The organism is Aeribacillus composti (assembly GCF_007827555.1).
Lineage (GTDB): Bacteria > Bacillota > Bacilli > Bacillales > Aeribacillaceae > Aeribacillus > Aeribacillus composti.
In genome coordinates this window covers 1-12386 of the sequence record NZ_VISS01000011.1, presented here as the reverse complement: position 1 = coordinate 12386, position 12386 = coordinate 1, and the positions used below count along the sequence as shown (strand labels likewise).

Genomic DNA, 12386 nt, shown 5'->3' with positions numbered 1-12386 from the left:
AATCTTAAACAATATAAAAATCACCTGCTATTGAACTATTTAATAGAAACAGAGAAGGACGATGGGGGTCTAAATAAAGATGTTTCCATCGTCCCTTTACGTCTAACTTCCTTTACCGAAATAGCCGATCCAAAGATCGTGAATTTTATCAGATAAGACAGGGGTATGATTGACAATTAAATCAGCCAGCAGCGATTTATCGATAAGATTTTGAATTTGCTCGGCTGGAATGAGCGCTGCCAAAAAAAGCAGAATGAATAAAATGAGGTAAGTTTCCGCAAAACCTAAAACCGCACCCAGCAAGCGGTTGATTTGCTTAAGTATTGGAAGCATCGCAACAAAATCAAACATAGATCCGATGATGTGAAGCGCTATTTTTGATCCGATAAACAAAAGCACGAATGCAACTCCGCGATAGTAAGCTTCCTCCAAATGGCCCCCTGTCAATATAGATAGAGCAGCATTTGAATCTCCTATATTTGGATACGGTACCCATAATTCCAGTTTAGGAGCAAGATCGTCAAAATATGTTCTGGCAATTATGAAAGACACTATAACACTTGATAAATAAACTACTTGGAGAATAAATCCCCTTTTAAGGCCAGTGAGCAATCCGAATACTAAGAAAAATAAAATGATCAAATCAAGCATTTTAAATTTCAATCCTTTTCTTGAAGTTGCTTTTCTAGTTCTTCAAATTTCTCCTTTAATTTGAGATAATCATGAACAGCATTAACCGCAGTTAGTACTGCCAGCTTGTTTAAATCTAGAGATGGGTTTTTTTGACTGATTTCCCGCATTTTTTCGTCAACAATTGAAGCGACAAGCTTCATATGATTTACGCTCTCATTTCCAACAATCGAATACTGCTGTCCATATATATAAACAGTCGCTTTATTTTTAGGTTGATCAGACAAAGCGAATCCTCCATCCTCTATGAAAAAATATCGCAAAATGATTCAAAATCCTAATCATAATCATAACATGTTTGTCGAAAAGATGGAAAGAAGAACAAAAGAAAGGGTACAATAATATAGCATCCATTTTAGGAAAGCGAGGCGTTTTTTATTGTCCAATATCGTCATAAAAGTTGATCATGGGGGAATTCAAACTTTGAAAGATTTTTATAATCCTTTCATTATAGACAGAACCCCTCCAGGTGCCGTCTTTTCTGCCAAATTGACAAACTGTACGATCACTGCTTACAAGTCGGGAAAAGTGCTTTTTCAAGGATCTGCCGCTCAGCAGGAAGCAAACAGATGGGAAAAAACAGCAAAAACAGCCCCTTCTCAAACAGAGGATGAGCTTCAACAGCTTCAACAGATGTCAGTCATCGGCTCTGATGAAGCAGGAACGGGGGATTATTTTGGACCGATCACGGTTGCTGCAGTATTTGTCCCTAAAGAAAAAAGAAAACTGGTTCAGCAGCTTGGAGTAAAAGATTCAAAGGCTTTGACAGACAAACAAGTTTTTTCAATCGCCAACACTTTAATAGAGACAGTTCCGTACAGCCTCTTAATTTTGCGCAATGAAAAATACAATCAATTGCAAAAATCTGGAATGAACCAAGGGAAATTGAAAGCTATCCTTCATAATCAAGCGATCCATCATTTACTCAAGAAAATTTCTCCTGATAAACCAGAAGCTGTGTTGATCGATCAGTTTGCAGAGCCGAATGTTTACTTTCAATATCTTAAAGACCGGGATGTTCCGTTTAAAGACATAACCATCTTTAAACCGAAGGCGGAGCATATACACATATCTGTCGCTGCAGCATCCATTATCGCAAGATATGCTTTTTTAAAAGAATTAAACAGCTTATCCAACGCAGCCGGATTTTATTTGCCAAAAGGAGCCAGCCATACTGTTGATGAAGCTGCTGCCAAATTAATAAAGGAAAAAGGGAAAAACACACTTGGCAAAATGGCAAAGCTTCATTTTGCCAACACCGAAAAAGCTTTGAATCTATTGAATTGAAATGACGAATCCGGAAATCTTATTTTCTGAGGTTAGCAGGACCAATTTATGATTTCAATAAAAATGAAGGTGCTATCTGCACCTTCATTTGTTAGCTGGAATTATTTTAGGGATTTATCGTCCTGCGTTAGCTGCGAAGAACTGCTGAAAATTTTTCCTCTACCGCCTTAATTACTTTTTCATGAGCTTTTGCTGCTTCCTCATCCGTCAATGTTCGTTCAGGATCGTAGTAGCGGAGTGAAAATGCGATCGATTTTTTCCCTGCCCCCAAACGTTCTCCTTCATACACATCGAAAATGGAAATCTCTTTTAACAGTTTTCCGCCCGCTTCCCGGATCGTTTCTTGAAGCTCGCCAGCATGCACATGCTGATCAACGACTAAGGCGATATCCCTTGTAATGGATGGGAACCTTGGAATCGGCGTATATATGACTGGCTTAGCTTCATATTGAATGAGATCGGCTAGCTTCAGCTCAAAAACATATGTTTCATCTAAATCATACTCTTTTTCAACTTCCGGATTTAATTCGCCGACAAATCCGATGAATGATCCGTTTAAATAAATATCTGCCGTTCTGCCGGGATGCAGCCCTTCACGTTTTGCCTGTTTATACTCAATTTCATCCAACAGTCCAAGCAGATCAAATAAACCGTCTAAAATTCCTTTCACAACATAAAAATCAACTTTTGTTTTTTCCCCTTGCCATGGGTGATAAACGTAGTGACCCGTCATGACGCCTGATAAACGTTCTTTTTCCAAAGGCTTTTCTAAAGCATCGTCCGAAATGAAAACAGAACCAATTTCATAAAGATGAATATCATCGATTTGCCGCGCTTTATTATATTTTACGGACTCAAGCAAATGAGGAAGCAGGCTTAAACGCAAAACACTCCGCTCTTCACTCATCGGCAATGCTAATTGAGTAAAGCTTGACGTCTCCAGCGTAAATTGTCCCGCCTTTTCTTTGCTCGTTAATGAATATGTGATCGCTTGATAAAGCCCGGCGCCTTCCAAAAATCTTCGCACTTTTCTTCTTTTCAATTGATAGTCTGTTAATGCTCCGGATGTTGAAGATCCTTCAGGCAATGTTGACGGAATATAGTCATATCCGTAAAGGCGGGCTACTTCTTCAATTAAATCTTCTTCAATCGCAATATCGCCTCTTCTTGTCGGAACGGTTACTGTAAAAAGACCGTTTTCTTCAACGGTTTCAAATTGCAAGCGGTCAAAAATTTCTTTTATTTCATCTACTGCAATGTTTGTCCCTAAAACGTTGTTAATTTTCTCAGCGGAAATGGTGATCACTTTTTTCTCGATTGAAAAATCATGAAATTCTGCTTCACCTTCTAAAACAGTTCCGGAGGCGTATTTTGCGATCAATTGTGCTGCCCGCTCTGCTGCAGCTTTTACCCTGTTCGGGTCAACTCCCTTTTCAAATCTCAAGCTCGCTTCACTTCTAAGTCCGAAATCCTTCGACGCTTTTCGGACAACACTGCCTTTAAAATAGGCGGCCTCAAGCAAAACGGTCGTCGTATCGTCTCTTACTTCAGAATCGGCCCCTCCCATTACACCAGCTAATGCAACAGGTACTTTGCCATTTGTGATCACAAGGTGATCGCTTGTAAGCTTTCGTTCTTGATCATCAAGGGTCACGATCGTCTCTCCGTCATGTGCGCGGCGAACGAGTATTTCCTTTGATCCGAACCGGTCATAGTCAAACGCATGAAGCGGCTGGCCGTATTCTAATAAACAATAGTTTGTAATATCGACGACGTTGTTATGCGGTCTGATTCCGGCTTTTATTAAGCGCATTTGCATCCATAAAGGGGAAGGGGCAATTTTGACATTTTTAATAATTTTAGCTATATAGAATGGATTATCTTCTTTTGCTTCAACATTCACAGTAATATAATCAGTTGCTTTTTCTTCGGCAGCCTCATAATGAACTTCCGGCTTTCGAACCTCTTTCTTTAAAATTGCTGCAACTTCATAGGCAACACCGATCATGCTTAAACAGTCAGAACGGTTTGGTGTAAGACCTAATTCAAGTACATAATCGTCCATAAACAGCTGTTCCATCGCATTTTTTCCAACTTCAGCATCACTAGGGAAAACAAAAATGCCGTCAGAAAACTCTTTTGGGACAAGCTTTCCTTCAATGCCCAGCTCTTGCAAAGAACAAATCATACCGTTAGATTCTTCACCGCGCAGCTTTGCCCGTTTAATTTTGAAATTGCCCGGCAAAACCGCACCAACTTTGGCTACCGGCACTTTTTGACCTTTTTCAACGTTTTGGGCGCCGCATATAATTTGCACTGGTTCTCCTTCACCGATGTCAACTAAACATTTGCTTAATTTTTCTGCATTTGGATGCTGTTCTTTTTCAAGCACCTGTCCAACTACAACATCTTTTATTCCTTCATTAACAGCTTGAACATTTTCAACTTCAATGCCGCTCTTCGTTATTTTTTCAGCCAGCTCCTCAGGGGAAATGTCTAGATCAACATATTCAGAGAGCCATTTGTATGAAACGAACATGAGAAAACCTCCTTTTAAGCTTGTTTAAACTGTTTCAAAAAACGCACATCGTTTGTATAAAAATGACGAATATCATCAATTCCATATTTCAACATGGCAATCCGTTCCGGTCCCATTCCAAATGCAAAACCACGGTATTTTTTCGAATCGAATCCCGCCATTTCCAAAACGTTTGGATGAACCATCCCTGCTCCTAAAATTTCAATCCAGCCTGTTCCTTTGCATACATGACAGCCTTTCATGGAGCATTTAAAACAGGATACATCGACTTCCACCGACGGTTCAGTAAACGGGAAAAAGCTCGGACGCAGACGAATTTGCCTGTCTTCACCGAACAGTTTTTTCGCAAACACTTCGAGCGTTCCTTTTAAATCGCTCATGCGAATGTTTTCATCCACAACGAGCCCTTCAATTTGCGTAAATTGATGGGAGTGCGTTGCATCATCTGTATCACGTCTGTATACTTTCCCTGGACAAATGATTTTTACAGGACCTTTCCCTTTATATTTTTCTAGCGTTCTCGCCTGAACTGGAGATGTGTGTGTGCGCAGCAAAATTTCATCAGTTATGTAAAAGGAATCTTGCATATCCCTTGCCGGATGGCCTTTCGGCAAATTGAGCGCTTCAAAATTGTAATAATCTGTTTCAACTTCTGGACCTTCCTCTACTGTGTATCCCATGCCGATAAACAAATCTTCAATTTCTTCAATGACCGCTTGGAGAGGATGATGGTTTCCTGTTCGAACCGGTCTGCCTGGAAGGGTAACGTCAATCGTTTCTTGCTGTAATTTTTTCTCGATTTCTGCTTTTTCGAGTTGTTCTTGCTTACTTGTTATTTCCCCGGCAATCACTTCCCGAATTTCATTTGCTAACGCACCTATTTTCGGCCGTTCTTCTTTCGAAAGCTTTCCCATTCCGCGAAGAACTTCGGTAATCGGTCCTTTTTTTCCAAGATATTGAACGCGAATATTTTGCAATTGTTTTAAATCCGTTGCTTCCCGTACCTTTTGCAACGCTTCATCGCGAAGCTTTGTTAATTCTTCCTGCATGTAAATTCCTCCTTTTTTAAAATAAATAAAAAAACCCATCCCAAAAAAGGGACGAGTTGAATTTCGCGGTACCACCCTTATTAACAAAGAAAGAATCTTTGTTCACTTCATTATCATAACGGCACAGCCGGAGCGCCTTTACATGCTTCCGCATGGTCCTGGCGTCAACTCTGGAGGTGAATTCGTTTGCCTCTACCATAAAAATGCTTCCAGTCTACGGCATTTTCTCCCTAAATGGCGACCTGCAAACTACTCTTCTCCGTCATCGTTATTCCTTTATTCAATTGCTTTTAATTATAAAAAAAAGAAATTAAAGGCGCAACACTATTTGCGAAGATGGTACATGAAAATAGCTGAAGCAACGGCAACATTTAATGACTCCGCTTTTCCATAAATCGGAATGTGTAAATTTTGATCCGTCATATCCAGCAGCTCTTTTGAGACCCCATTTCCCTCATTTCCTACAAGGAGGGCAAATGTTTCAGATGGAGGGATCTCTTTATAGAAAACAGCATTTTTTGTTGAAGTTCCAAATACAGGAATTTTCTCTTCCTTCAATTTGTTTATAATCTGTTTTAATGACGAATTGACCACAGGCAAATGAAAAATTGATCCTTGTGTCGCCCGGATCGTTTTACTATTGTACAAATCAACCGTCCCGTCACCTAAAATCACAACATCCATTCCAGCCGCATCTGCAGTACGAATGATCGTACCGAGATTTCCTGGGTCTTGAACCGCATCTATTAACAGCCATTTTTTGGCGTTCAAATCGATTTCCCACCTAAGCTGCTTACAAACAGCCATGACACCTTGCGGGGAATCCGTTTCAGACAGAAGCGAAAACACCTCTTTGGAAACAATCGTTGTCGGAATAGTACCTTCGAAAAAATGATTTGGCAGCTTCGCTCCGTCTAAAACAATTAACTCTTGAACAATTGATTTGTATTTGAGAGCTTCCTCGATTAAATGCAAGCCTTCAATTAAAAACAGCCCGCGCTCTTCCCGTTTTTTTCTTGATTGCAGCTTTTTCCATTCTTTTACTCTTTCATTTTTAGTTGACGCAATCCGTTTCAATGATGGTGTCTCCTTCAACTGATAGTTCATTTCATATACATATTATAGAAAACAAAAGAAAAAATAAAGAAGAATGAAGAAAAACGAGGTGAAGGATATGAATTTTGATTTGCGCAATGCAGTCATTGCCAACATATCGCAAAATTCAAAAGACGAGCTGAGAGAAACGATCGTTGATGCCATCAATAGCAAGGAAGAAAAAATGCTTCCAGGGTTAGGCGTGTTATTTGAAATTATCTGGAACCATTCAAGTCAGCGTGATCAGCAGGAAATGGTTGAAACACTTGAACAAGGATTAAAAGAGACTGGAGCTGGGAAATAACCAGCTCCTGCTTTTTAGTTGTACGTAATGTTTTCAACCGTTTTTTTGTCGAGGCGTTTAATGACTTCTGTCAATAATTGAACCGTATGTTCAAAGTCTTCGCGATGAATCATCGCAGCGTGTGTATGAATGTAGCGCGTTGCAATCGTAATGGAAAGCGTTGGAACACCATTTCCTGTTAAATGAATCGATCCGGAGTCTGTACCGCCACCCGGCATAGCATCATACTGATATGGAATGCCGCATTCTTCAGCGACCCCTACGACAAAATCGCGAAGCCCTTTATGGGAGACCATAGAAGCATCATATAAAATAATTTGCGGACCTTTCCCCATTTTTCCCATCGCTTCTTTTTCGGAAATGCCTGGAGTGTCGCCGGCTATTCCGACGTCTACGCCGAAAGCAATATCAGGCTCAATATAATGGGCTGATGTGCGGGCTCCTCTTAATCCTACTTCCTCCTGAACGGTTCCTACACCGTAAACGACGTTCGGATGGTTTACCCCTTTCAGCTTTTTCAAAACTTCGATCGCTATTGCACAACCGATGCGGTTATCCCAAGCTTTCGCCAAAAGGATTTTATCATTTTTCATAACGGTGAACTCAAAATAAGGCACAATTTGGTCGCCGGGACGAACACCAAATTCCATCGCTTCTTCTCGGCTGCTGGCGCCAATATCAATAAACATGTCTTTGATCTCTACAGGCTTTTTTCGTGCTTCTGCCGGCAAAATATGCGGCGGCTTGGAACCGATGATGCCGGTCACATCTCCTTTTTGGGTGACAATCGTCACTCTTTGTGCGAGCATAACTTGATTCCACCAGCCACCAACAGGCTGAAAGCGAATGAACCCTTTATCATCAATTTGCGTAACCATAAAGCCGACCTCATCAAGATGGCCCGCGATCATAATTTTGGGTCCGCCTGATTCTCCTTCTTTTTTGGCAATTAAACTGCCGAGTCCATCCGTTTGGATATCATCCGCATAATCTTTTATGTACCCTCTCATTACTTCTCTGACTTCCCGTTCATTGCCGGCGATGCCTTTCGCGTCTGTTAAATCTTTTAACATTTTCAATGTTTCATCCCATTTCTCCACACTGAAACCTCCTTTAATTTATATTCTTCATTTTTTCCAAACGGAATTGTTAATATCCTTGATTTTGTCTAGCATGATTGACTTCATTTTTCGCCATGTATGCTGAAATAATATCTTCCTCTGAAAAGCCCAGCGCAGAGCCGAGTGTAACATAGTCGTTAAATAAATCGATATACGCTTGGACAGACAAATATTCACTGAATTTTGCCGTTTTTTGATAAACGTTTAAAAAAAGATCGGTCAGGCTTTTATCGATTTTTCTTGCTTTCATTTCCGGCAGTTTTTCAATATACAATTCATGGCCGATCGACAATAAAAAATGAAGGCCGTCTACATACTCTTCCAAAATAACCTCTCTGTCGGAAGGCGGCTTAACGCTCCAAAATTTAAAGCAGCGCGTTTCATTAGCCAATTCGCCAATTTCAACAAGCAAGGCTAAAACTTTTCTCTCGATCAGCCTTTCTTCCTCCAAACCGTGTTTCTTTTCAATTTTTTCATCCAATTCTTTTTGCATTTTATATAACTGTTCAAAATCCATTTTCTCAACCCCTAAAATATATCTAAAAAAATTATAGCAAATGTGATCATTAATGAAACCCCTTCAATTCCTTTTTCGTAATGTATATGTATGAATATGACCTTCGGGGAGGTTTAAAGTAAATGATTGTCATCCTTCTTCGTCTTTTCATAATTGCTGCGATTATTTTCCTAATTTATTCATTCATTAAATATTTATTGAACCCGAAGCGAAAGTTAGAATTGGCTCATGAGCAAAAAAAATTTTTCTTTCTTGATGATAAAGAAAATGTCCACAAAAATTTTTTGTTAACGCATAAAGGAGTTTTATTTGAAGGGGAAAAATATTTAGGCACGACTGAAACTTCTTTTGAAGTTATCTCCGTTTTTATTTGGACATCTACTCCAAATAAGTTAAGGGGGTTTACAAAAGAAGATTTTCAATTTATAGAATCGAAAATAAAAGAAGCATATCCTTACGCCAAAATCGACTGGAAAAGTCCAATTAAAGAGTTTTTGAATCGGAACGAATCGGAATTCCCGACACTATCTTAAGACGGCAAAAAAGAAAGAGCAGCTTGACATTCCCGTTCAAAATTGACAGCGTTAAAAGACTATGCGGTTCATGACTGGACGATCATGGTGTCGCTTTTTTGATCAATCTATGCAACATTTCTGATTTAAAAAGAAAATAAGCATTCTGAAGGCAGTTCCCATTGCGGGAGCTGCTGTTAGCTTCCATTTCTATTTTTATCCCATTACCTTTTCTCTTCCTCTATGAAATTTTGTAAAACAGCTCGGTAATTGATTATAATTTTTCGAAGTCTCCTTTTTAATGGGGTTTGGTCACTTTCATTATAAAACAGAGTGCTTCGTAAATGCTTTTTTCATTTTGATGATATTCTTGATCCCAACATTTAGTATAGAACCTAAATTTTTTGCATCGGCCTAAAAAACCCTTGAACTTTTGACTTTTTTCACTGTTGAGAAACGTAAAGCCATAATCGTTTACCTTTTCAGCCATATAAAAATCCCCTCCAAATAGAAGTGCAGCATCCGCGAGTCATTGCGCAGATTTTTTACACGTCTACTTAAAGGGGATCAATTATGTGCTGTTCAATTATGTCCAGCCCAAAGGGCAATGTACGTTTATAGGTGGCTTGCTTTTTCGATTACTTATTTAATTCAGCTTTAGCTGTTTCGGCGAGTTGTGCAAATCCTTTTTCATCATTTACTGCTAAGTCAGCAAGCATTTTTCTGTTTACTTCAATGCCAGCAAGCTTTAAACCGTGCATGAACCGGTTGTAGGAAAGACCGTGAATGCGCGCAGCAGCATTGATTCTCGTAATCCAAAGCTTACGGAAATCGCGTTTTCTTTGGCGACGGTCACGGTATGCATACATTAAAGATTTCATTACTTGCTGGTTAGCAACTTTATATAAACGATGCTTCGAACCGTAATAACCTTTTGCAAGCTTAATAATTTTTTTGCGGCGTCTGCGTGTCACTGTACCGCCTTTAACACGTGCCATAATGCATTCCCTCCTAAAAAATCGAAGTTAAAAATTATTTTATATTGTCAAGCATTTGATGAATACGTTTAAAGTCACCTTTGCTTACTAATGCTGGTTTGCGAAGTTTGCGTTTTTGCTTTTGAGTTTTGTTAGCGAATAAATGACTAGTAAATGCATGAGACCGTTTCAAATTTCCGTTCCCAGTTTTTTTAAATCTTTTCGCAGAGCCGCGATGAGTTTTCATTTTAGGCATAAAAGGATCCTCCTTCTATTTCTTTTCGTTTTTCGGTGCTAGCACTAGAAACATGCTGCGCCCATCCATTTTCGGCTTCGTTTCAACAGAACTGATGTCAGCGCATGCTTCAGAAAATCTTTCTAGAACTCGTTGGCCGATTTCTTTATGGGTAATCGCTCTTCCTTTAAAGCGGATCGATGCTTTCACCTTGTCACCCTTCTCCAAAAATTTCCGAGCATTGCGAAGCTTTGTATTAAAGTCATGCTCTTCAATTGTTGGGCTTAGGCGGACTTCCTTCACATTAATAACTTTCTGCTTTTTACGCGCCTCTTTTTCTTTCTTTTGCTGCTCGAAGCGGTATTTTCCGTAATCCATGATGCGAGCAACCGGCGGTTTTGCATTCGGAGCAACAAGAACGAGATCCAAATTGGCATTTGCGGCAATATCAAGCGCTTCTTGCCGTGATTTAATGCCTAATTGATTACCGTTTTGATCGACCAGTCGAACTTCACGAGCGCGGATGCCCTCGTTTACTAACATGTCTTTGCTAATAATGAGCCACCTCCAAGATTTTATAAACAAAGTGCACGTTCGCCTTGACAGAGCTTATACATTCGTTTATGCAAATAAAAAACGCGTAGACGCACACTGCACCCACACGTTGAATACACGAACTTTTTGTCCAATGTATAAACCTGTCAACAGCAACGATGTGCGTCAATCAGGTGAGAAGCGGGTGCTTCTGCTTGTTCTCCTTGACTATAATATTCTATCATGGCAAAGCAGCTTTGTCAAAACAACATTTCTTCAAAAACGATACCATTTTAAACTATTCAAACAGAAAATGCAAGAGACTATTTGAATGAACATACATAAATCGGAATGGAGTGGACATGATAATCAATATATCATATAACTATTGGAGTGATCGAAATGGATGCAAACCGCGTAAAACAAATTTTATCCTCGCCGGCTGATATTGAAGTTCTCTATAACGGAGCTTCCGTTTGGATTGATCAGCTAAATGAAGATGGAAAAACAGCAACCGTTCATGTAAGAGGTCCGTTTAAAGAACGTACGGTTGTAAATATTTCTGAGCTTGAAGAAAAATAATTCCTCCATTGTTTTAAACTTTATTGATATAAAATAGCTCCCAATGCTCCGGTAAAAGAACCGTTTGATAAAAATATGCTTTGCAGACCTGTCATGGAATCAAAGCTTTGGATGATTTGTTGTAAAGGAGGGTTTTGCGAAATTGCAGCTCCAACATAGACACACGTGTCCACTTGATGAAGCTCGGCACATTGCTTTGCCAAAAGAACGATCGTTTCACCAATCAATTGAAATAACGCTGCAGCAGCATCTTTTTTCCGTGCTCTCGATAAATCCGGATTGCCAAAATTAGCAGCGGTTAAATCTCCTAAAATTGGAGGAGCCTCTTCTCCATACAAATCTTTTACCAACAAATCAACATGGCTTCGATCACCTTTTTTCGCCAAATCAACGATTTGATAAAAATTGCTCTCCTGCAAAATGAGCCGGCTTAAACCGGAAATAACACCGCCGCCGATACCGCTACCAAGCAGACGCTCATAACGCTCGCCCTTCATAAGGAAAAAAGATGTTCCCGTTCCGATGCTGACGATTAAAAAATCGCTCTTTGGCTCCTTTCCTTCTTTTACTAAAAGCTCTCTTGTTCCTATACAAACTGAATCAAATTCTGGAATAAAGGTCACATCAGCTCCGGTCAATTTTTCTTTTACTTTTGCAGCTCTGCCTCCTGTTATTCTATAGCGGGCAGCCGGCTTCAATCTCTTCATCCAAGAAAGAGCTTGATCCATTTCATCAATTGGAAACCATTTATACCGATATCGCCCATGTTCAACATAAGCAATTTTTAATAAACTTCCCCCTGCATCAATTCCTACTATTTCCATCCGTACACCCCTCGCTTATGTTTCAAAAAAAGGGGCTGTCCGATAAGTCCCTAAAATGAAGCAAGTGGAGAAAAACAATTCGTTTCTCTCCACTTGCTTTTATATTTTTTCGATTTTTAT

General features: G+C 39.6%; 16 protein-coding genes and 2 other annotated features. Of the genes, 4 read left to right on the top strand and 12 right to left on the bottom strand.

The features are described 5' to 3' along the window. Window positions 1-102: 102 nt before the first annotated feature. Together FB379_RS07270 and zapA are read right to left on the bottom strand one after the other, a co-directional pair. Window positions 103-651: a CvpA family protein gene (locus FB379_RS07270; protein WP_063387432.1), complete on the bottom strand. Its 549-nt coding sequence runs from the start codon at window positions 649-651 to the stop codon at window positions 103-105. Window positions 652-659: 8 nt separating this feature from the next. Next, window positions 660-917: a cell division protein ZapA gene (gene zapA / locus FB379_RS07265; protein ID WP_063387431.1), complete on the bottom strand. Its 258-nt coding sequence runs from the start codon at window positions 915-917 to the stop codon at window positions 660-662. Between the two features lie 151 nt (window positions 918-1068). On the opposite strand from zapA, the gene rnhC reads away from it, so the two are divergent. After that, window positions 1069-1977, top strand: coding sequence for a ribonuclease HIII (rnhC, locus tag FB379_RS07260; protein WP_094246316.1), 909 nt, complete (start codon window positions 1069-1071; stop codon window positions 1975-1977). 127 nt (window positions 1978-2104) lie between these two features. On the opposite strand, the gene pheT is transcribed toward rnhC, so the two are convergent. The 3 genes from pheT to FB379_RS07245 form a co-directional block, all read right to left on the bottom strand. After that, complete coding sequence (gene pheT, locus FB379_RS07255; protein WP_144597656.1) at window positions 2105-4516, bottom strand: phenylalanine--tRNA ligase subunit beta; 2412 nt, start codon at window positions 4514-4516, stop codon at window positions 2105-2107. 14 nt (window positions 4517-4530) lie between these two features. Further along, entirely contained in the window at window positions 4531-5565 is a 1035-nt protein-coding gene (pheS, locus tag FB379_RS07250; protein WP_063387428.1) for a phenylalanine--tRNA ligase subunit alpha, read from the bottom strand. Between the two features lie 44 nt (window positions 5566-5609). Beyond that, window positions 5610-5840, bottom strand: a binding site (T-box leader). A gap of 49 nt (window positions 5841-5889) precedes the next feature. Further along, complete coding sequence (locus FB379_RS07245) at window positions 5890-6672, bottom strand: TrmH family RNA methyltransferase (RefSeq protein ID WP_375338756.1); 783 nt, start codon at window positions 6670-6672, stop codon at window positions 5890-5892. Between the two features lie 67 nt (window positions 6673-6739). On the opposite strand from FB379_RS07245, the gene sspI reads away from it, so the two are divergent. Next, window positions 6740-6964: a small acid-soluble spore protein SspI gene (sspI, locus tag FB379_RS07240; RefSeq protein ID WP_063387425.1), complete on the top strand. Its 225-nt coding sequence runs from the start codon at window positions 6740-6742 to the stop codon at window positions 6962-6964. 14 nt (window positions 6965-6978) lie between these two features. Here sspI and FB379_RS07235 read toward each other — a convergent pair whose 3' ends face one another. Together FB379_RS07235 and FB379_RS07230 are read right to left on the bottom strand one after the other, a co-directional pair. Then, a complete protein-coding gene (locus tag FB379_RS07235; RefSeq protein ID WP_063387424.1) occupies window positions 6979-8064 on the bottom strand; it encodes a M42 family metallopeptidase in 1086 nt (361 codons plus the stop codon). Window positions 8065-8113: 49 nt separating this feature from the next. Next, on the bottom strand, window positions 8114-8602 hold the full coding sequence (locus FB379_RS07230; RefSeq protein ID WP_063387423.1) for a dUTP diphosphatase: 489 nt from the start codon (window positions 8600-8602) through the stop codon (window positions 8114-8116). A 122-nt stretch (window positions 8603-8724) separates the two neighbouring features. On the opposite strand from FB379_RS07230, the gene FB379_RS07225 reads away from it, so the two are divergent. Next, window positions 8725-9135, top strand: coding sequence for a hypothetical protein (locus tag FB379_RS07225; protein ID WP_063387422.1), 411 nt, complete (start codon window positions 8725-8727; stop codon window positions 9133-9135). A 277-nt stretch (window positions 9136-9412) separates the two neighbouring features. Here FB379_RS07225 and FB379_RS07220 read toward each other — a convergent pair whose 3' ends face one another. The 4 genes from FB379_RS07220 to infC form a co-directional block, all read right to left on the bottom strand. Continuing rightward, on the bottom strand, window positions 9413-9604 hold the full coding sequence (locus tag FB379_RS07220; protein WP_144597652.1) for a hypothetical protein: 192 nt from the start codon (window positions 9602-9604) through the stop codon (window positions 9413-9415). A 148-nt stretch (window positions 9605-9752) separates the two neighbouring features. Then, complete coding sequence (rplT, locus tag FB379_RS07215) at window positions 9753-10112, bottom strand: 50S ribosomal protein L20 (protein WP_063387420.1); 360 nt, start codon at window positions 10110-10112, stop codon at window positions 9753-9755. Between the two features lie 34 nt (window positions 10113-10146). After that, window positions 10147-10347 carry a 50S ribosomal protein L35 gene (gene rpmI / locus FB379_RS07210; RefSeq protein ID WP_063387419.1) on the bottom strand — a complete coding sequence of 67 codons (201 nt, stop codon included), beginning with the start codon at window positions 10345-10347 and terminating at the stop codon, window positions 10147-10149. 15 nt (window positions 10348-10362) lie between these two features. Beyond that, window positions 10363-10884: a translation initiation factor IF-3 gene (gene infC / locus FB379_RS07205; protein WP_222422773.1), complete on the bottom strand. Its 522-nt coding sequence runs from the start codon at window positions 10882-10884 to the stop codon at window positions 10363-10365. 68 nt (window positions 10885-10952) lie between these two features. After that, window positions 10953-11083 (bottom strand) — a sequence feature (ribosomal protein L20 leader region). A 179-nt stretch (window positions 11084-11262) separates the two neighbouring features. Here infC and FB379_RS07200 point away from each other — a divergent pair. Next, window positions 11263-11442 carry an H-type small acid-soluble spore protein gene (locus FB379_RS07200; RefSeq protein ID WP_094246321.1) on the top strand — a complete coding sequence of 60 codons (180 nt, stop codon included), beginning with the start codon at window positions 11263-11265 and terminating at the stop codon, window positions 11440-11442. A gap of 20 nt (window positions 11443-11462) precedes the next feature. Here the strand turns inward: FB379_RS07200 and coaW are convergent, their stop codons facing one another. Beyond that, window positions 11463-12266, bottom strand: a complete 804-nt coding sequence (coaW, locus tag FB379_RS07195) for a type II pantothenate kinase (RefSeq protein ID WP_144597650.1) — start codon at window positions 12264-12266, stop codon at window positions 11463-11465. Window positions 12267-12386 lie beyond the last annotated feature (120 nt).